The sequence below is a fragment of the Thioalkalivibrio sp. AKL19 genome (assembly GCF_000420165.1).
Lineage (GTDB): Bacteria > Pseudomonadota > Gammaproteobacteria > Ectothiorhodospirales > Ectothiorhodospiraceae > Thioalkalivibrio.
This window is the reverse complement of sequence record NZ_ATUK01000010.1, coordinates 292,526-310,563: the sequence shown is the minus strand read 5'-3', so window position 1 is coordinate 310,563 and position 18,038 is coordinate 292,526. Positions and strand designations below refer to the sequence as shown.

Genomic DNA, 18,038 nt, shown 5'->3' with positions numbered 1-18,038 from the left:
GTTAAAAGCTATTTCGCCAACTCAGGAAGGACACCTAATACCACCGCCCTTTTGCATTGAAACTAACTTGTCCTGTTGTTGGATCTATTTTCATTTCTATTTCTTCTGGCGGCTTAATGAATATCTGAGGAAACCCCCAGTGAATAGCCCCTTGAAGGATTTCACCATCGCCATTCGTGATCGCTACTCGCATTCCGCTTCTGCTCTTCATAACCTTTACAAAAGTGCCAGCAATATTATCCTCACTAGGCATCAACCTATCTTCTGGCAACGCATCTAGGAAATCAATATAGCGAATAAAACTTCTTTTCTTTACAGAATCACCTTCGAGATACTCAATCGCTTCTTTTAGATTGCTTTGATTGCAAAAATATGTGTAATTGATGCACCAATAGGATTCTTCTTTTTTACATTTTAAAGGAACATCAAACTTAATTACGGGCAAAGACTTTGAGGGAGCCACTCCACGACTGGAAATTTCGTCTCCGAACAAAGAGGAGACAACCGTAGCTCTTGCCTTTTCAAAGATCACGCAAACGGGAGCACTTATCTGCGGCTCAAACCTTGCTAGCTCGTTAAACTCATTGCTTAGAAATATACGCCGCTCATCGTCAAAAATTATGTCACCCTGATTTACGCACCCACGAAACATAAATCCATTCTTTAAGCCGAGCTCTAAAAAGAAATTAATGGAGCCTATGAAATTATTAACAGATGCCACATTATCGATATCATAGGAAACTAAGAGTATTGAGTCAGAAACTATCTCAGATATCTCAAAATTGTTGCTTGGCCCTTCGTAGTCCTCGGGAACTCCAAAAAAGACCTTGTTTTTTGCAGTATCGACGAACTCTGAATATTTATTATAAATCTCTTCGATCCCCGCCTTTTCGGCCATCGCTGAAAAGCCCAGGACATCTAAGAAACATATCAGCCTATTCTTGTATTGATTCAAGCTTCACCTTTAAAACAGTGGGTCACTTTGATGCTTTTAACAGTGATTAGATAGCGCGCACGGATATTGGTTGAACGTGCGCGCTATATATCCCGGCTCAGGCGGCGTCAGGAATGGCCGTGTAGTCAGCGAGTTGCGGTGCATGGGAGACGATGGATCCTGGATATGTTGCGGCGTAGACAGGTTGCGGGAGGCGGCAGGTCGGGTCTGCGCCGTCTAGCATGGTCGTCAGGTGGATTCTGGCACGGGCGTTGTGGGTTTGCGAGAGGAGCCGGTGGGGCGTCGGATTGGCGGTGTACGCGCGGGCCGTTCAGTCGAGGAAGGCGACGGATTTGACGAGGGCGTGGGCTCGGGTGCCGGGCTTCAGGCCGAGGCGTTCGGTGGAGAGGCGGGTGAGTTCGGCCATCAGGGTCTGGCCGTCGTGCTGCCGGCACACGGCAAGGACGCGGGCGGGGCCGTGGTGGCCGGGGGCTTCGTCCAGGGCCTCGATGGTGACGGGGATGATGTTGAGGATGGAGACGTCCTGGGGTGGGGACAGGGCGATGGAGACGTCGCGGGCGTCGATGCGCAGGCGGGCTGGGCGGCCGGCGCCGTTGGTGGCGCCGGGGGTGGACGGTACGCGGTAGCGGGCTTCGGGTGGGCCGAAGGGGTGCAGGCCGTGTTCGTCGGGCGGGCCGAGTTCGCCCTGGAGGACGGAGACGGCCCCTTCTTCGCGGAACAGGGGGGAGTCGGCGCGGGCCAGGGCTTCGCGCAGGGGTTCCAGGCGTTCGAGCTGGCCGTCGTGCATGAAGGCGACGCGGTGGGCCAGGCGTTCGACTTCTTCCGGGGCGTGGGTCACCAGCAACGTGGGGATGCCGGTCCTGTCGGACAGGCGGGCGAGGAAGGGCATGATCTCGCGCTTGGTCTGGGTGTCCAGGGCATTCAACGGCTCGTCGAGCAGTAGCAAGTCGGGGCTGATCAGCAGGGCGCGGCCCAGCGCCACGCGCTGGCGCTGGCCGCCGGAGAGCTGGTCGGCGCGGCGGTCCAGCAGTTCGGTGATGCCGAGCAGGTCGGCGACCTCGTCCAGGTGCAGACGGCGTAGAGGCTCCGGCGTGCGCTTGTAGCCGTAGAGCAGGTTGCCGCGTACGGAGAGGTGCGGGAGCAGGGTGGATTCCTGGAATACCAGGCCGACGCGGCGGCGGTGCAGCGGGACAAAGGTCTTGCCGGACTGCCAGGTGGTGTCGCCGAAGTGCACCTCGGCGCCCGGCGGGTGCTCCAGCCCGGCGATGATGCGCAGTAGCGTGGTCTTGCCGCAGCCGGAGCGGCCGAACAGGGCGGTCACGCCCTCAAGCGGGATGGTGGTGTCCACGTCCAGCGCGAAGCCGGAGCGCTCCAGGCGGGCCTGGATGCGTAGCCCATTGCTGACGGCCTGGCTCACGGGCTGGCTCACAGGCGCACCGTGTCGAAGCGGCGGTTGATCGCGTAGACGACGAACAGGACGACAAAGGCAAAGATCAGCAGCCCGAGGGACAGGCGGTGGGCGGAGGTGAAATCCATCGCCTCGGCGTGGTCGTAGATCAGGATGGACAGGACCTGGGTCTCGCCGGGGATGGCGCCGCCGAGCATCAGGATCACGCCGAACTCGCCGAGGGTGTGGGCGAAGGCGAGCGTGGCGGCGACGATGAAGCCGCCGCGCGACATCGGCAGGATCACGGTGAAGAAGCGATCCATGCGCCCGGCGCCCAGCGATCCGGCGATCTCGGTGGGCCGGCGGCCGAGGTTGGCGAAGGCCTGTTGCAGGGGCTGCACGGCGAACGGCAGGGAGTAGATCACCGAGGCGATCAGGATGCCCTGGAAGGTGAACGCCAGGTGGTTGAGGCCCAGGTTCTCCAGCGTGCTGCCGACCGGGCCGGCCGGGCCCAGCAGTACCAGCAGATAGAAGCCGAGCACCGTAGGCGGCAGCACCAGCGGCAGGGCAACCAATGCCTGCACCGCGGTGCGCAGGCCGCCGGGGGCGCGGCCATTGGCCAGCCACCAAGCGATGGGCGTGGCGATCACCAGCAGGATCAGCGTGGTGTAGATCGCCAGCTTGAGGGTGACCTCGATCGCCATCCAGTCCGTGGGGCTCAGCTCGAACATGGCCGGTTACGGGGTTGCCGTGGCCGTGTCGGCGGGTTCGTCTTCGGGGAGTGCTTCGCCGGGCATCACGAACCCGTAGCGGCGCATGATGTCGCGGGCGGTGTCGCCGTTCATGTATTCGGCGAAGCGGTGGGCCATCTCGTTGTGTTCGCCGCGCCGGGTGATGATGAAGCCCTGGGTGAGTGGCTCGTGCAGGGCGTCGTCGATCAGGTGGTAGTTGTGCTCGGCGAGGTCCGGGAACTCGGCCAGCGACAGCGCGATGATGCCGATCTCCGCGCCGCCCGCCTGAATCATGCGCGCGGTCTGGGCGATGTTGTCGCCGTTGACGATCTTCGGCTGCAGGTCGTCCCAGATGCCGACGGACTTCAGTGCTTCCATCGCGCGCACGCCGTAGGGCGCGTGGGTGGGGGAGGCGATGGCGACGCGGCGGATGTCGTCGCGTAGCAGGTCTTCCAGCGTCATCTCGGAGGCATCCATGCGGTTGCTCCACAGCACGATGCGGCCGATGGCGTAGACCTCGGGTTCGGTCACCGCGTGGCCCTCGGCGTGCAGCTTCTGCGGGTAGGCGATGTCGGCGGAGAAGAACACGTCGTAGGGGGCGCCGTTCATGATCTGCGTGGTCATGCGGCCGGAGGAGCCGTAGGTGACGCGTACGGCGTCGTCCGGGTGCGCCTCGCGGTAGGTATCCAGGATCTCGTCCAGGGCGAAGCGCAGGTCGGAGGCGGCGGCGATGGTCAGCGGGCCGTTGGCGGTGGCCAGGCCGGGTAGCAGGAGGAGCAGGGTCAGGAGGAGGGCGCGCAGGTGCATGGTGGGGGTTCTTCCCGGTGGCTGGGTCCAAGTGGGCTCGCGTGGTTCCATTCGCGATTACTCGCTGCGCTCGCCCTTCGGGCCGGCCTTTGGCCGTTCAACGCAGCTTCGCTGCTTTTGTGCTTCGTCGCGGTGCTCCTCGCAGTGACGGTGAAGCTGGGGTATGCCAGTTCGTTATATTTCAGTTTACATATCGCCAGGCAGAAGCCTACACCGGAACGGCTTCCGGCTGCCAACGGATTCTCAGACTCAGCGGCCTGTCAGGCGATGTGCACGATCCCGACCACGGCGCCGGTCATCAGCGTGGCCAGCGTGCCGGCGACGATGGCGCGGATGCCCAGGCTCACGATCTCGCTGCGCCGTTCCGGCACCAGCGCGCCGAGGCCGCCGATCAGGATGCCGAGGCTGCCGAGGTTGGCGAAGCCGCTCAGGGCATAGATCAGGATCAGTTCGCTGCGCGCGGACAGCGCGTCGTCCCTCAGCTCGGCCATCTGCAGGAAGGCGACCATCTCGTTGAGGATGGTCTTGACCCCCAGCAGCGAGCCGGCGGTGGTGGCCTCGGCCCAGGGGATGCCCATCAGCCAGGCCGCCGGGGCGAAGATCCAGCCGAGGATGCGCTCCAGGCTCAGCGCGGCCCCGGCGACCTCGGGCAGCGCACCGAGCATCACGTTGACCAGCGCGACCAGGGCGATCACCACGATCAGCAGCGCGATGATCTGCAGCAGCAGCTCCAGCCCGCGCAGGGTGCCGCGGGTAATCGCGTCCATGGCGCTGGTCGCACCCTCGGTCTCGGGGAGCAGATCGCCGGCGGTGGAGGGCGCCGTCGGCGGGATCATCACGGTGGCGATCAGCAACGCGGCCGGCATGCTGATCAGCGAGGCGACGATCAGGTGGCCCAGCGCGTCGTCCAGCACCGTGCCGATGATGGTCGAGTACAGCACCAGCATGGTGCCGGCCAGCGTCGCCATGCCCACACTCATCAGCGCGAACAGCTCGCTGCGGGTCATCTGGCGCAGGTACGGGCGGATCACCAGCGGCGACTCGACCATGGAGAGGAACACGTTCGACGCCGTGCCGACGCCCAGCGCCCCGCCAATGCCGAACGCCCGCTGCAGCACCAGCGAGGCCCCGCGGATCAGCACCGGCAGCACGCGCCAGTAGAACAGCAGCGCCGACAGGGCCGAGAGCACCAGCACCAGTGGCAGCGCCTGGAACGCGAGGATGAAGTTGTTGGCCGGGTCGTCGACCGCGAACGGCGGGTCGTCCCCGCCGATATAGCCGAACACGAACGAGGTGCCGGCCTGAGTGGCATCGGTCAGTGCGATCACGGCCTGGTTCAGCCACAGGAACGCATGCTGCGCGCCGGGGACGCTCAACAGCAGTACGGCGATACCGAACTGCAGCGCCAGCCCGGCCAGCACCTCGCGCCAGGGGAAGCGTGTCTTGTGTTCGCTCAGCAGCCAGGCGATGGCCACGAACGCGAGCAGTCCCAGCCCGGCTTGCAGTGCGAGCATGCGCCTTCCTTTAGTCTGTGACGGCGTTCAAAAACCGCACAGGATACCGGCTTTGGGCCGGATGCCAATGCGGGCGCGCGCTGGACCCGTCAGGACCCGCTCGGATCAGGGTTCGTAGTCGTCGGCGAGGAAGTCGGCGAAGGTGTGCAGTTCGTCGCGCAGGGCCTCGCAGGCCTTGCGTTCCATGTCGCGGTAGCGCGCCAGCACCGTCTCGCCGAATGCGGTGACCTGAGCCCCGCCACCCCCAGCGCCGCCCTTGGCGGTGGCCACCACGGGCTCGCGGAAGCTCTGGTTCATGGTCTCGACCAGGTCCCAGGCGCGGCGATAGGACATGCCGACGCTGCGCGCGGCCGCGGAGATCGAGCCCTTGTCGCGGATGGCCTCCAGCAGCATGGCCTTGCCCGGGCCCATGGCCGTGACCTCGCCCAGCAGTACGCGCAGGCGGGGGGCCTGTGGGTGGTCCTTGGGGTTGCCGGAGTGTTGGGTGCTCATGCGTTGTGGGGCCTGGGGTTTACCGGTGATGGTGCCGGGGAGGGCTGGCGATTGCGAATGATACCCCCGCCCCGTTATTGCGAAGAGCGCAGCGACGAAGCACAAAAAGCAGCGAAGCTGCGTTGAACGGCCAAAGGCCGGCCCGAAGGGCGAGCGCAGCGAGTAATCTCCCACCGCTGGCACTGCGCAGGCTGTCGAACGCTAGTGGTGCCGGACAGAGATTGCCACGTCGCCTTCGGCTCCTCGCAATGACGGGGGCGGAGGAGTTGGCGGGAGAAGGGCCGGGGCACGGGGCCCCGGCCTGGGGGTCAGGCCTTGCCCTGGAGCTGCGGGATGACGGCCTCGTTCTCCAGCGTGGAGGTGTCGGAGGTGATCTCCTCGCCCTTGGCGATGGAGCGCAGCAGGCGGCGCATGATCTTGCCGGAGCGGGTCTTGGGCAGGCCGTCGGCAAAGCGGATGTCGTCCGGCTTGGCGATTGGCCCGATCTGGTCGGCAACCCAGTTGCGCAGTTCCTTGACCATCTCCTCGGCTTCCTCGCCGGTCAGGCGGTCGCCCTGCAGGATCACGAAGGCGACGATGGCCTCGCCCTTCACGTCGTGCGGGCGACCGACCACGGCGGCCTCGGCCACGGCCTTGTGGGCGACCAGGGCGGATTCGACCTCCATGGTGCCCAGACGGTGGCCGGATACGTTCAGCACGTCATCGATGCGGCCCATGATCCAGAAGTTGCCTTCGGAGTCGCGGCGCGCGGAGTCGCCGGCCAGGTAGTACTTGCCGCCGAACTTCGGCCAGTAGGTGTCCTTGTAGCGCTGGTCGTCGCCCCAGACGGTGCGCAGCATGTGCGGCCAGGGCTTCTTGATGACCAGGTAGCCGCCCTGGTCGGCGCCCAGGCTCTTGCCGTCCTCGTCCACCACGTCCGCGGCGACGCCGGGCAGGGCCTGGGTGCAGGAGCCGGGGACCAGCGTGGTCGCGCCCGGGATCGGGGCGATCATGTTGGCGCCGGTCTCGGTCTGCCACCAGGTGTCGACGATCGGGCAGCGATCCTGGCCGACGGTGGTGTAGTACCACATCCAGGCCTCGGGGTTGATCGGCTCGCCGACCGTGCCCAGCAGGCGCAGCTTGGACAGGTCGTACTGCCTGGGCAGGTCCGGTCCGGCCTTCATCAGCGCGCGGATGGCGGTGGGCGCGGTGTAGAACACGGTTACGCCGTGGTCCTGGCACATCTTCCACCAGCGCCCGGCGTCGGGCACGGTCGGGGTGCCCTCGTAGACGACCTGGGTGGCGCCCACGGCGAGCGGGCCATAGGCCACATAGGTGTGGCCGGTGATCCAGCCGACATCCGCGGTGCACCAGTAGACGTCGTCGCCCTGCAGGTCGAACACCCACTCGTTGGTGACGATCGCGCCCAGCAGGTAGCCGGCGCTGGAATGCTGGATGCCCTTGGGCTTGCCGGTGGAGCCGGAGGTGTAGAGCAGGAACAGCGGGTGTTCGGATTCCACCCATTCCGGCTCGCAGTCGACGGATTCGCCGTCCACGGCGTCTTCCCACCAGACGTCGCGGTCGTCGTGCATGGACACGTCGTTGCCGGCGCGCTTGCAGACGACCACCTGCTCGACATCGCCGGGGTTGGAGTCCAGGGCCTTGTCGACGTTGGCCTTGAGTCCCACGACCTTGCCGCCGCGTTCGCCGCCGTCGGCGGTGATCACGAGCTTGGCGCCGGAGTCCACGATGCGGTCGCGCAGGGCGTCCGCGGAGAAGCCGCCGAACACCACCGAGTGGATCGCGCCGATGCGGGCGCAGGCCTGCATGGCGATCACGGCCTCGGCGTTCATCGGCATGTAGATGATGACGCGGTCACCCTTCTCCACGCCCATGCCCTTGAGGGCGTTGGCCAGCCTGCCGACCTCGTTGTAGAGGTCACGATAGGTGAGTTGGCGGGTATCGCCGTTCTCCGCCTCGAAGACGATGGCGGTCTTGTTGCCACGGACTTCCAGATGGCGGTCGATGCAGTTGTAGGAGACGTTCATGCGCCCGTCGGCGAACCACTGGTAGCGCGGTGCGTTCGACTCGTCGAGGCCCTGGGTAAACTCGGTCTGCCAGTCGATCTTCTCGCGTGCGAGATCACACCAGAAGCCCTCGTAGTCGGCCTCGGCCTTCTGGTGCAGGGCCTCGAGATCAGCCGGCTTCAGGCGCGCGTTAGCAGAGAACTCCGCCGGCGGCGCAAAGTGGCGCGTCTCGGTGAGGGTGGACTCGATGTTGTCACTCATCAGGGCCTCCAGATCGATTTTGGGCAAGGGGTTCGGGAATGGCCTGCGGCCAGCCCCTTTTGTGGATGCGAGGATAGCATGCGAACCGCCTGTGGGCCGCGCTCACCAGAGCCATGCCGGGCGGAACAGCACTCGCCCCAGCGGCAGTTTTCCGTCCGGCGACTGCCGGCTGAGCAGCGCGGCAAACAGCTCGCCGGCCGCGATGGCATCGAACAGCGCGTCGTGCGCGCGATAGGCCGGCAGGTTGTAGCGCGCGCGCAGGGTATGCAGGCGCAGCCCGTGGGCCGGGATCGGCTGGCCGGCACGGCGCAGGGCGGTCTCCGCCAGGCGCAGGGTGTCCACGATCGCCAGCGGTGGGCGCACGCCGTAAAGCCGCTGGCAGGCCTGCTCGAGGAAGCCGATCTCCAGGGCCGCGTGGTGCGCGACCATCACGCGGCCGGCGAGCGCCTGGAACAGGGCATCCAGGGCCTCTTCCAGGGGTACGCCGCTGGCCGCGCGCCGGTCGGTGATGCGGTGGATCACGGCGCTGGCCTCCGGCACCGGACCCTCGGCACGCACCAGGCGCTGGTCGGCGGTGGCGAGGTCGATCCGGGGGCCGTCCATGGCCACCCAGCCAATGCTGAGGATGCGATCGTGTTCCGGGTCCAGGCCGGTGGTCTCCAGATCCACCGCGAGGAAGTGGCTGGCGGCTACCGGTTGCCCGGACGGCGGCAGAGGCGCCTCCAGGCATGCGCGCAGGGGACCCGCCGGGGCGTGGCGCGCCGCGCGGCGGCGGGCGCGGCAGAAGCGCCAGTGCCCGGGTGGGCGGCGCCAGTCGGCGTTGTGCAGCGCGCAGACCATCAACGGGTCGTGGCCGGGCCGTGCGGGTTTGGCTGGGTCATCCGTGGACCCGTTCGGCGTCCGCCAGGGCCGTCTTGCGGGCGTCGCTGACCAGGCGGAAGGCCGTCTTCAGGTGACTGCGCTCGAGCGTGGACAGCCCGGCCGGGTCCAGGGCGTTGTCCGGCGCCTGGCCGCTGCGGACCTGGCTCGACTGGTGGCGGGCGCGCAGCCCGGCGATGAAGAGCCAGGCGTCGACCAGATTGTCGGCTGTCGCCTCGTGGATCACCCCCGCCCGGGCGGCCGCGCGCAGACGCTCCACCGTGTTGCGCGCCGCGCTGCCGGCGTGCAGGGCGAATACCCGCGCCATGGCGACGATCGGCAGCAGGCCGCGCATTTTGAGATCCAGGGTGTCGGCGTGCTCGCCGCTGTCCTCCAGCACGAACTGGCGGAAGAATCCGAGCGGCGGGGGCAGGTCGCGTGCCTGGTCGGCCAGGGTGCTCAGAAGCGCCTCGTGGCGGGCGCCGGTCTCCAGTGCGCGCTGGTGCAGCGGCTCGAACAGGCTCGCATCGCCGTGGATCACGCGCATGTCCAGGTAGTGGGTGGCCAGCATGGCGTCGCGCGGAGTGGGGTGCTGCAGAACGCGTTCCATCTCGCGGGCCCAGTCAGCCGCCGGGCGGCGCCAGTCGGGGTGGGTGGGGTCGACATCGCCGGGGCAGGCGCGAATGCCGCAGGCATCGAGGCCGGCGGTCACCTTGCGCGCAAGCGCCTCGAACCAGCCGTCGGCGCCCTTCGGGCCGTCGTCGGCGATGATGATCGCGGTGTCCTGGTCGGTGAACACGGTCTGTTCGTGGCGGCCCTGACTGCCACTGGCCAGCCAGGCATAGGCGCAGGGTGGCGATCCCTGGTCACGCTCGCACAGCTCGATCAGGCGCTGGGTAAGGGTGTCGATCACCATGGTGATCGTCTGCGTGATCTGCAGGGCGTCCGCGCCGGAGTCCACCAGCTGGGTCTGCAGCCGGGGCAGGGCCTGCATGATGCCCTTGAGACCCTCGAGATCGTCGGCCCGGCGCAGGTCGCGCACCAGGTAGACGGCGCTGGTCCCCTGGTGGCGGATCAGGTCCGTGCTGGAGAGGATGCCGGCCAGGGTGTCGTCGGCCTCGCGGATGACCGGGAGGTGATGGATGTCATGACGTGCCATGCACAGCAATGCCTCGAAGGCCGGCGTACCGCGGTGCACGGTGGTCAGTGGGTGGGCCATCGAGTCGGCCACGGGCGTTTCGGGATCGATGTCGTTGGCGATCGCGCGGCGCAGGTCAGTGTCGGTAAGGATCCCGCAGGGCTCGCCCGGCCGGTCCGGGGTGTGCAGCAGCAGTGCGGAGATGTCGGCCCGGTCCATCAGGCGTGCGGCCTCGCGCAGGCTGAGGGTACTGACGGCCAATACCGGATGGGGCGTCATCAGGGCGCGTACCGGCGTGGTCAGCAGGCGGTTGTCGCCCCCGTGGCCGTGCGTGGCGCCGTCGGTGGAGAGTGGTCGCTGGGCATCGGCCGCGAGGACCTGGGCGATGGACCCGTCGAGTGCCGCCAGCTCCCGGGCGCGTTCCAGTGGCAGGTGGTAGATCAGGGCGTCCTCGGTGACCGGGCCCAGCGGGTGCGAAGGGGCCTCGGGTACATGGACGAGATCGCCTTCGCCGAGGCGATCGCGCAGGGTGTCCCGATCGTCGCGAAGTTCGATGGTGCCGGTGCGCACGATCCAGAGGCCCGGTTCGTTCTCCGGCGGGAAGGTGCTCCCCTCGCGCAGGTAGCGCAGGGTGAGTCGGCGCACGAAGGCATCCCGGCTGGCCGCCGGCAGGGGGGCCAGGTCCGGACAGCGGTCGAGAAACTCGCGGATCTCTTCGAGTTCGCCGTTCATGCGTGGGTCCGTGTGGGTGTGCAGCTTGAATGGGGCAACCGGCAATCGACCGGGGTAGGGTCGATTGCCGGTTGGCCCATGGACAATGTGCCAGATAAAAGGGGCCGACTCGGTGTATCCGAGCCGACCCCGCCTTATCTCCTATTGAATAACCATCCAGTCATGGTGACGGGGACCCCGCCATGCCGATGCTGCCGGTCATGGCGGGGCCGTCCATCAGCCTTCGGTACGCGGTACGCGCACGCTTTCCACCAGATCCTGGATCTCCTTCGGCGGCTCCCGGGTCAGCTTCATCACGATGTAGGCAGTGACAAAGTTGAACACCGCACCGATGGCGCCGAAGCCGGTCGGGTTCACGCCCAGCAGCCAGCCTTCCGGGGTGTCCGGGAGCATGGCGGTGCCGGAGAAGAAGAACCAGCCCTTGTACGTGAAGATGTACAGCAGGGTGGTACCCAGACCCACCAGCATGCCGGCGATCGCGCCTTCCTTGTTCATCTTCTTCATGAAGATGCCCATCATCAGGGTCGGGAACAGGGAGGCCGCGGCGAGGCCAAAGGCCAGGGCCACCACCTCGGCCGCGAAGCCGGGTGGGTTAAGCCCCAGATACCCCGCGAACAGGATGGCGACCGCCATGGCAATTCGTCCGGCCAGTAGCTCCCTCTTCTCGCTGATCCTTGGCATGAACACGCCCTTCAGCAAGTCGTGCGAGATGGCCGACGATATCGCGAGCAGCAGTCCCGCCGCGGTCGACAGTGCGGCGGCGATACCCCCCGCTGCGACCAGTGCGATCACCCAGCCGGGAAGCCCGGCGATCTCGGGGTTGGCCAGTACCATGATGTCGCGGTCGAGGGTCACGATCTCGGAACCTTCCCAGCCGTATTCCTCTTCCGCCATCGCGGCGAACTCTTCGTTGCCGTCGTTGTAGTACTGGATGACGCCGTCCTCGTTCTTGTCCTCGAAGGCGAGCAGACCGGTCTGTTCCCAGCGCTCCATCCAGGCCGGCTTGTCCTCGTAGGCCAGGTGGCCTTCCTCGGTGCCGATCTCGCCCGGGTGGACGGTGTTCACCAGGTTCCAGATCGCCATCGCACCGACCGCCGGGGCGGTGGTATAGAGGATGCCGATGAACACCAGCGCCCAGCCAGCGGACTTGCGGGCATCGCGCACGCGCGGAACGGTGAAGAAGCGGATGATCACGTGCGGCAGGCCCGCGGTACCGATCATCAGCGCCAGGGTCAGCAGGAACATGTTCATCAGGCTCATGCCGCCCACTTCGGTATAGGCGTGGAAGCCCAGATCGACCATGGTCTGGTCAAGCGCATCCAGCAGGAAGGTGTCGGAGCCCTCGAGGGTCGAGCCCAGGCCCAGCTGCGGGATCGGGTTGCCGGTCAGGGTGATGGCGATGAAGACCGCCGGCACCGTGTAGGCAAAGATCATGATCACGTACTGCGCGATCTGGGTGTAGGTGATGCCCTTCATCCCGCCGAGCACGGCGTAGATGAACACCACCGCCATGCCGGCGAACAGCCCGGTGGCCAGCGGGACCTCCAGGATGTTGGAGAAGGCGATCCCGACCCCGCGCATCTGCCCGATCACGTAGGTCACGGACATCACGATCAGGGAGATCACGGCGATGATGCGCGCGGCCTTCGAGTAGTAACGGTCCCCGATGAATTCCGGCACCGTGAACTTCCCGAACTTGCGCAGGTACGGGGCCAGCAGCAGCGCCATCAGCACGTAGCCGCCGGTCCAGCCCATCAGGTAGGCACCCCCGGTGAAGCCGAGGAACGCGATCAGGCCGGCCATGGAAATGAACGACGCGGCGGACATCCAGTCCGCGGCCGTGGCCATGCCGTTGGCGATCGGGTTGACGCCGCGCCCGGCGACGTAGAACTCGCTGGTCGAACCGGCGCGCGCCCAGATGGCGATGCCGATGTACAGGGCGAAGGTCGCCCCGACCACGAGCAGGCTTAGAGTCTGTTGATCCATGACAGGCTTACTCCTCGTGGACGTTGAACTTGCGATCCAGGACGTTCATGCGCCAGGCATAAACGAAGATCAGGATGATGAAGGTGTAGATCGACCCCTGTTGCGCGAACCAGAAGCCCAGCGGATAGCCCCCCAGCTGGAACGCGTTCAGGGGCTGGGCGACGAGAATGCCCAGCACGAACGACACCAGGAACCAGATGGCCAGGCAGATGCCCAGCAGGCGCAGGTGCGCCCGCCAGTACGCCTGCCGGCTCAGGTCTTCTTGTGACATGACGATGCTCCTCTCGTAAGGTTTTGTTGTTTGCCGTGATCCATCACAGCTGGTACTGCACCTCAAGCTGCCCCTGCAGCTTGCGGGCCTGCCGGAAACTCTCCTTGAGCACCCGTCCCTCCAGGGCACCCAGCTCTTCCGGCCGGATTCGGTTGTCGTCGTCGCGCCCCTCGCGCAGGGCCTTTTGCTGGGCCCGTAGGCGCAGCATCTGCAGGTAGCGCAGGGCGGCGTGGTAGTCCCGGGCGTCGGCGTCGCGCATGACGTCCGCGGTGACCGCCTGGTCCAGGCGGTCGTGGGTGCGCGTGGCCGGGAGCTCGGCGGCCAGCGCGATGATCCGCGCGCCGTCGACGAAGGGCGTCAGCCCCTGTTTCTTGATGTCGATCCCCTCGGCGCCGCTCTTGATCTCGCCGAACAGCCCGAGCGGCGGGCGGAACATCTGCTGGTTGGCGGCCATCTGGCGGCGGAAGCGGCTGTTGAAGGCGGTCTTCTGCAGCAGGCGGGTGCGCAGCGCCTCTACCGGACCGGCATCGCCGTCCACGGCGCGCAGATCGAAGAAGATGCTGCTCTTGAGCAGGTGCTCCGGCGTGCCTTGCTCGATCCAGCGGGTGAAACGCTGATCCCACTCCGGGCCGCTCAGGCAGCACTCCGGGTTGCCGGCCATGATGTTGCCGGGGCACAGCATGAACCCGCACTCGGCCAGCGCCTGGTTCACGTCCTTCGCGTACGGCAGCAGGCGCTCGCGGATTGCGTCCGCGTCGCTGGCCGCGGCGTCGAACAGGATGCCGTTGTCCTGGTCCGTGACCAGGGCCTGCTCCTCGCGCGCCTGGGAGCCGAACGCCAGCCAGGTGAAGTCGATGCCCTCGATGGCCTCGTGCTGCGGCCGCAACAGGGCCAGCACGCGGCGTGTGGCGTGTTCGTTGAGACGCGTGATCAGGCGCAGGACCTGATCGGCTTCTGCGCCCTGGCCGGCCACGGCCTCGATCAGGCGTGGCACCTGGCGCAGGCGTTCGGCGATCGCCGCCACCGAGTCCGCGCGGCGGATTTCGCGCACCAGGCCGTCCAGCGTCAGCGGCTGGCTGGTGAGGAGGTCGCGTTCACCCAGTACGCCGACCAGGCGGCCATCGCGTACCACGCACAGATGGGTCATGCCGTGCTCGGTCATGGCCTCGATCCCCTCGAAGCCCGGCGCGCTTTCGGCCAGCGCGACCGGGTCCGGGGTCATCACGGCCTGCACCGCGGTGTCGAGGCCCACATCGGCGAGCGCGACGCGCGCAAGCAGGTCATGCAGCGTGAAGATGCCGACCGGGTGGTGGTTGCCGTCAACGGCGACGATGGAGCCGACGCGCTCGTCGCGCATGGTGCTCAGGACATCGCGCAGGCGTGTGTCGGGCGAACAGGTGACCGGCTCGCGGGCAATGCGCAGGGCCAGTGGCGTGTTCAATTGCCCGGCCGATCCGCCGTCGCGGGCGGACAGCGTGTCGAGGCCCTGCTGCAGGCGGTCCAGCAGGTTGGCCAGGCGCCGGGTGCAGAAGTCGTTAAAGACGCGCGAGCGGGCGCGCAGGCGGTCGAAGTCCTCCAGGCTCAGTTCCAGGCAGACGGTGTCCTCCGCCGCGCGATGCACGGTATGTACCGCGCGGCGGCCGAGGAGGGCGCCGATCGGGAAGCATTCGCCGGGGATCAGCTCCCAGGCCTTGCCGGAGAGCTGTTCGTCCTCGCTGGGGGTCTCGCCGCGGATGCGGCCCTGGCGGATGATGTGGAAACGCTGGGCCGGACCGGCCTCGGGGTCGGTGATGCGCGCGCCACGCGCGTAGAAGCGGCTCTCCAGGCGGGGCAGCAGGAACTCCAGCGCATCCGTCTCGAGCTGGTCGAACGGGGCGTGGGCGCCGAGGAACTCCCGGGTGCTGTCGAGCGCGTCGGACATGGCGGTAGCGGCATCCCCAAAGTGATGGTGTTCACGTCTCGGGGGTCTACTGCAAGTTGCACGCCAATTCTTTGGCCCCCGCGAATCAGCAGGTTGTGGCCAAGCGGTCTGTTCCGTGCGTTACGTTGCGTAACGTGCGTGTTTCTTCTCGTTACACCGGCCCGCGGCGTAACCGGGGCGAATGCCGACCTGTTCGCATTCGCCCCGGTCGTCAGCAAGCCTTCGTTACACCGGGGGGCGCCTCCCGGTGACGAAGAACACCACCGCCAGGATCAGGCCCACGACAAACAGGATCCAGGCGATTTGCGTGGCAGCCCCGGCAATCCCGCTCAGCCCCAGCGCGCCCGCGACGATCGCGACGATCAGAAATAGCAATGCCCATCCCAGCATGATGTCACTCCTTGCAAATCTATTGAATGATCAAGTGTAGGCCGGATTTCGTGTTTCGGGTCTATGCTTTGATTGTGCTTGGCGAACTCGTTCTCAGTTCTGGAATGCAATTCGAGACTGGATCGCCTGGGGAGGGACAAACTGAGCGTGCTGATCGACGCCTTTTAACCCCTTCAGGATAACGTCCGGGTGGTGGCAAGAGTGGCGATTCATTTCGCATTTTCGATAGGTAGTGCATTGGGGTTTTGCGGGCCGAGTGCCGAGTGTCCGAGACAATCCATGGAGAAACACGAGATGACTGGCGCAATGCGAAAACCCCACAGGACCCGTGAGGGTGGGATCGGTTTCGCGGGCTTTCCGCTGTACCGGATGGCCCTGTTGCTGGTGGCTGCAGGTCTGCTGGCAGCGTGCTCCGACCCGGGTCCGGCGGAGGAGGCCGGCGAGGCGGGCGACGAGACCGTAGAAGAGGTGGAGGACGACCTGCGTGGCTGGGTTGAGGACCTGCGCGAGGACGAGCCGCAAGACGGCGGACGCGGTCCCCAGGGGCATGACGACGCGTTCCACGAGGAGGCTCCGGCGCGCGACATGGATTGATCAGGTGCGCCATGCGTCTGGGTCGGTTCGGCAAGGCATTCGTTCAATCGGACACCGCGATCAGGAAACAAAAGGCTGGTGGGTGGGTTGCCATGAGCGGATGGCGGCTCGCCCATCAGCCTTTTCCGGTTCCGCGGGTGCGCGCGGTTTCCAAGTGATCGAAAATGAACCACGCATGTTTTCTTTGCTGATCCCGGGTCTTTCGGGAGAATCGCGGGCGTCTTCAGGGTAGTCAGTAAATTTTACATTCTGATTCGTTCCGAATAAGAATGCCGTGCCTTCGATAGTGTCTCCCAAGGTCGACGCGTTCACCGCATCGGTCGGCTGGCGATCCTGGTCACCCGGGCCTGAACAAGCGGGCACAGAGGGCCCGCGAGGAAAGCTGGTGAAGCCGCCCCGGTGGAGTTCCCCGGGGCGGTTTTTGCCTGGTGCGGGCGCGGCGCCCCTCAGGCGGCCTTGGCCATGCCGTCCTGGCGGCCCGGGCGCCCTTCCTTCAGGGTGACCAGTTCCTCGGCGCTGGTCGGGTGCAGCGGGATGGTCAGGTCCAGGTCGCGCTTGGTCGCGCCCATGCGCACGGCCACGGCGAAGCCCTGCAGCATCTCGTCGACACTGGCGCCGATCATGTGAATACCGACGACCTTTTCGTCGTCCCCGGCGCAGACCAGCTTCATGGCCACCGGCGGCACCTCGCCCTCGGCGAAGGCGCGGTTCAGGCCGCCGAACTGGGTCTCGTAGATACGCACCGTGTCCCCGTACTTCTCCACCGCCTGCGGCTCGGTCAGGCCGACCATGCCTGCGGTCGGGTGTGTAAAGGTGACCGTGGGGATCTGGTCGTAGTCCACCGGTACGGGATTCGTCTCCGGGGCATACCAGTGTGCGGCCAGGCGGCGGCCGGCGGCGATGGCCACCGGGGTCAGCGGACCCTTGCCGATGATATCGCCGAGGGCGTAGATGCCCTCGACATTGGTCGCCTGCCATTCGTCGACCGGGATCGTCCCGTCCCGGGCGATCTCGACGCCGACCTCTTCCAGGCCCATGTCACTGGTGGCCGGCTTGCGGCCGACGGCCCACAGCACCTTCTCGTACGGGCCCAGTTCCTTGCCGCCTTCCAGTTGGACGGTGACCGCGCCGGGCTTGCCGCCCAGACCCGCAGCCTTCATGCCCAGGTGGCGTTCGATGCCCTGGTGCTCCATGTGCTGGTCCAGCACCTGCGAGATCATCGGGTCGGCGATCTCCAGCACGCGGTCCTCCATCGCGACGACGTCGGTCTTTACGCCCATGGAGCGCAGCATGCCGGCCATTTCCAGCCCGATGTAGCCGCCGCCGATTACGGCGATGGATTCCGGCAGCTCGGTCCACTCGAAGAAGTCGTCGGAGGTGTCACCCAGCTCGGCACCCTCCAGCGGCGGCACGAGCGGGGCGCCACCCATGGCCAACACGATGCGCTCGGCGGTGTACTCGGTGCCGCTTTCGCCGACCACCTTGTTCTTGTCGGTCAAGCGGGCCCGTTCCGGGATGTGGGTCACGCCCAGCTTCGCCAGGTACCCGGACCAGAACTGGTTGAGGTCCTTCAGCATCGCCTGGCGCTTGTGCGCCAGGTCGGCGTAGCGGATGCCCTTGATCTCGACGTCCACGCCGAACTCGCCGGCCTCGCGGGCGTGCGCGAGATGCTCCGCCGCGTACCAGGTGAGCTTCTTGGGCACGCAGCCCTCGTTCACGCAGGTGCCGCCCAGCGGCTTGGGGTCGAACACGGCGACGCGGGCGCCGTGCGGGGCGACGCGCTCCGCCACGGCCAGACCGCCGCTGCCGCCGCCAATCACGATGATGTCGTAGTGTTCCATGTCGATTCCTCGAAGGTTTCGGTGAAAGTGTTGCATAACGACCGCACGCGGTGCGGCCGCGGGGGTCTGCCATTCGTGTCCGGACGTCCGGAACGGGCGGGGTCCGGACACGAATGGCCACCCGGTCGAGGTGACCACCGGGGACGGGTCGCGA

Annotated in this window: 15 protein-coding genes; 1 reads left to right on the top strand and 14 read right to left on the bottom strand. The window is 66.2% G+C overall.

Annotation, left to right across the window (positions count from 1 at the left end; translation table 11 throughout):
- Window positions 1-34 precede the first annotated feature (34 nt).
- The 13 genes from F817_RS14510 to F817_RS14030 form a co-directional block, all read right to left on the bottom strand.
- Window positions 35-955 carry a hypothetical protein gene (locus F817_RS14510; protein ID WP_155988434.1) on the bottom strand — a complete coding sequence of 307 codons (921 nt, stop codon included), beginning with the start codon at window positions 953-955 and terminating at the stop codon, window positions 35-37.
- Window positions 956-1,265: 310 nt separating this feature from the next.
- Complete coding sequence (modC, locus tag F817_RS0103350; protein WP_024326318.1) at window positions 1,266-2,372, bottom strand: molybdenum ABC transporter ATP-binding protein; 1,107 nt, start codon at window positions 2,370-2,372, stop codon at window positions 1,266-1,268.
- Window positions 2,373-2,380: 8 nt separating this feature from the next.
- Window positions 2,381-3,073, bottom strand: coding sequence for a molybdate ABC transporter permease subunit (gene modB, locus F817_RS0103345; RefSeq protein ID WP_024326317.1), 693 nt, complete (start codon window positions 3,071-3,073; stop codon window positions 2,381-2,383).
- Window positions 3,074-3,079: 6 nt separating this feature from the next.
- Entirely contained in the window at window positions 3,080-3,880 is an 801-nt protein-coding gene (gene modA / locus F817_RS0103340; RefSeq protein ID WP_024326316.1) for a molybdate ABC transporter substrate-binding protein, read from the bottom strand.
- A 260-nt stretch (window positions 3,881-4,140) separates the two neighbouring features.
- Window positions 4,141-5,394: a NupC/NupG family nucleoside CNT transporter gene (locus F817_RS0103335; RefSeq protein ID WP_024326315.1), complete on the bottom strand. Its 1,254-nt coding sequence runs from the start codon at window positions 5,392-5,394 to the stop codon at window positions 4,141-4,143.
- 105 nt (window positions 5,395-5,499) lie between these two features.
- Window positions 5,500-5,886: a winged helix-turn-helix domain-containing protein gene (locus F817_RS0103330; RefSeq protein ID WP_024326314.1), complete on the bottom strand. Its 387-nt coding sequence runs from the start codon at window positions 5,884-5,886 to the stop codon at window positions 5,500-5,502.
- A 308-nt stretch (window positions 5,887-6,194) separates the two neighbouring features.
- On the bottom strand, window positions 6,195-8,153 hold the full coding sequence (acs, locus tag F817_RS0103325) for an acetate--CoA ligase (protein WP_024326313.1): 1,959 nt from the start codon (window positions 8,151-8,153) through the stop codon (window positions 6,195-6,197).
- A gap of 102 nt (window positions 8,154-8,255) precedes the next feature.
- Complete coding sequence (locus F817_RS0103320; protein ID WP_024326312.1) at window positions 8,256-8,867, bottom strand: 3'-5' exonuclease; 612 nt, start codon at window positions 8,865-8,867, stop codon at window positions 8,256-8,258.
- A gap of 163 nt (window positions 8,868-9,030) precedes the next feature.
- On the bottom strand, window positions 9,031-10,881 hold the full coding sequence (locus F817_RS0103315) for a putative nucleotidyltransferase substrate binding domain-containing protein (protein ID WP_024326311.1): 1,851 nt from the start codon (window positions 10,879-10,881) through the stop codon (window positions 9,031-9,033).
- A gap of 216 nt (window positions 10,882-11,097) precedes the next feature.
- Window positions 11,098-12,867 carry a sodium:solute symporter family protein gene (locus tag F817_RS0103310; protein ID WP_024326310.1) on the bottom strand — a complete coding sequence of 590 codons (1,770 nt, stop codon included), beginning with the start codon at window positions 12,865-12,867 and terminating at the stop codon, window positions 11,098-11,100.
- 7 nt (window positions 12,868-12,874) lie between these two features.
- Window positions 12,875-13,138: a DUF4212 domain-containing protein gene (locus F817_RS0103305; protein ID WP_018866543.1), complete on the bottom strand. Its 264-nt coding sequence runs from the start codon at window positions 13,136-13,138 to the stop codon at window positions 12,875-12,877.
- Window positions 13,139-13,181: 43 nt separating this feature from the next.
- A complete protein-coding gene (locus F817_RS0103300) occupies window positions 13,182-15,059 on the bottom strand; it encodes a DUF294 nucleotidyltransferase-like domain-containing protein (RefSeq protein ID WP_024326309.1) in 1,878 nt (625 codons plus the stop codon).
- A gap of 225 nt (window positions 15,060-15,284) precedes the next feature.
- Complete coding sequence (locus tag F817_RS14030) at window positions 15,285-15,449, bottom strand: DUF1328 domain-containing protein (RefSeq protein ID WP_018146152.1); 165 nt, start codon at window positions 15,447-15,449, stop codon at window positions 15,285-15,287.
- Between the two features lie 306 nt (window positions 15,450-15,755).
- Here F817_RS14030 and F817_RS13700 point away from each other — a divergent pair, with 306 nt between their 5' ends.
- On the top strand, window positions 15,756-16,043 hold the full coding sequence (locus F817_RS13700; protein WP_081644444.1) for a hypothetical protein: 288 nt from the start codon (window positions 15,756-15,758) through the stop codon (window positions 16,041-16,043).
- Between the two features lie 446 nt (window positions 16,044-16,489).
- Here the strand turns inward: F817_RS13700 and gorA are convergent, their stop codons facing one another.
- On the bottom strand, window positions 16,490-17,884 hold the full coding sequence (gene gorA / locus F817_RS0103285) for a glutathione-disulfide reductase (RefSeq protein ID WP_024326307.1): 1,395 nt from the start codon (window positions 17,882-17,884) through the stop codon (window positions 16,490-16,492).
- Window positions 17,885-18,038 lie beyond the last annotated feature (154 nt).

Excerpts from the sequence above, each read along its gene's own strand:
- modB (WP_024326317.1), bottom strand. The coding sequence starts at position 3,073 with ATGTTCGAGCTGAGCCCCACGGACTGGATGGCGATCGAGGTCACCCTC.
- modA (WP_024326316.1), bottom strand. The coding sequence starts at position 3,880 with ATGCACCTGCGCGCCCTCCTCCTGACCCTGCTCCTCCTGCTACCCGGC.
- F817_RS0103335 (WP_024326315.1), bottom strand. The coding sequence starts at position 5,394 with ATGCTCGCACTGCAAGCCGGGCTGGGACTGCTCGCGTTCGTGGCCATC.
- F817_RS0103330 (WP_024326314.1), bottom strand. The coding sequence starts at position 5,886 with ATGAGCACCCAACACTCCGGCAACCCCAAGGACCACCCACAGGCCCCC.
- acs (WP_024326313.1), bottom strand. The coding sequence starts at position 8,153 with ATGAGTGACAACATCGAGTCCACCCTCACCGAGACGCGCCACTTTGCG.
- F817_RS0103315 (WP_024326311.1), bottom strand. The coding sequence starts at position 10,881 with ATGAACGGCGAACTCGAAGAGATCCGCGAGTTTCTCGACCGCTGTCCG.
- F817_RS0103310 (WP_024326310.1), bottom strand. The coding sequence starts at position 12,867 with ATGGATCAACAGACTCTAAGCCTGCTCGTGGTCGGGGCGACCTTCGCC.
- F817_RS0103305 (WP_018866543.1), bottom strand. The coding sequence starts at position 13,138 with ATGTCACAAGAAGACCTGAGCCGGCAGGCGTACTGGCGGGCGCACCTG.
- F817_RS0103300 (WP_024326309.1), bottom strand. The coding sequence starts at position 15,059 with ATGTCCGACGCGCTCGACAGCACCCGGGAGTTCCTCGGCGCCCACGCC.
- F817_RS14030 (WP_018146152.1), bottom strand. The coding sequence starts at position 15,449 with ATGCTGGGATGGGCATTGCTATTTCTGATCGTCGCGATCGTCGCGGGC.
- F817_RS13700 (WP_081644444.1), top strand. The coding sequence starts at position 15,756 with ATGCGAAAACCCCACAGGACCCGTGAGGGTGGGATCGGTTTCGCGGGC.
- gorA (WP_024326307.1), bottom strand. The coding sequence starts at position 17,884 with ATGGAACACTACGACATCATCGTGATTGGCGGCGGCAGCGGCGGTCTG.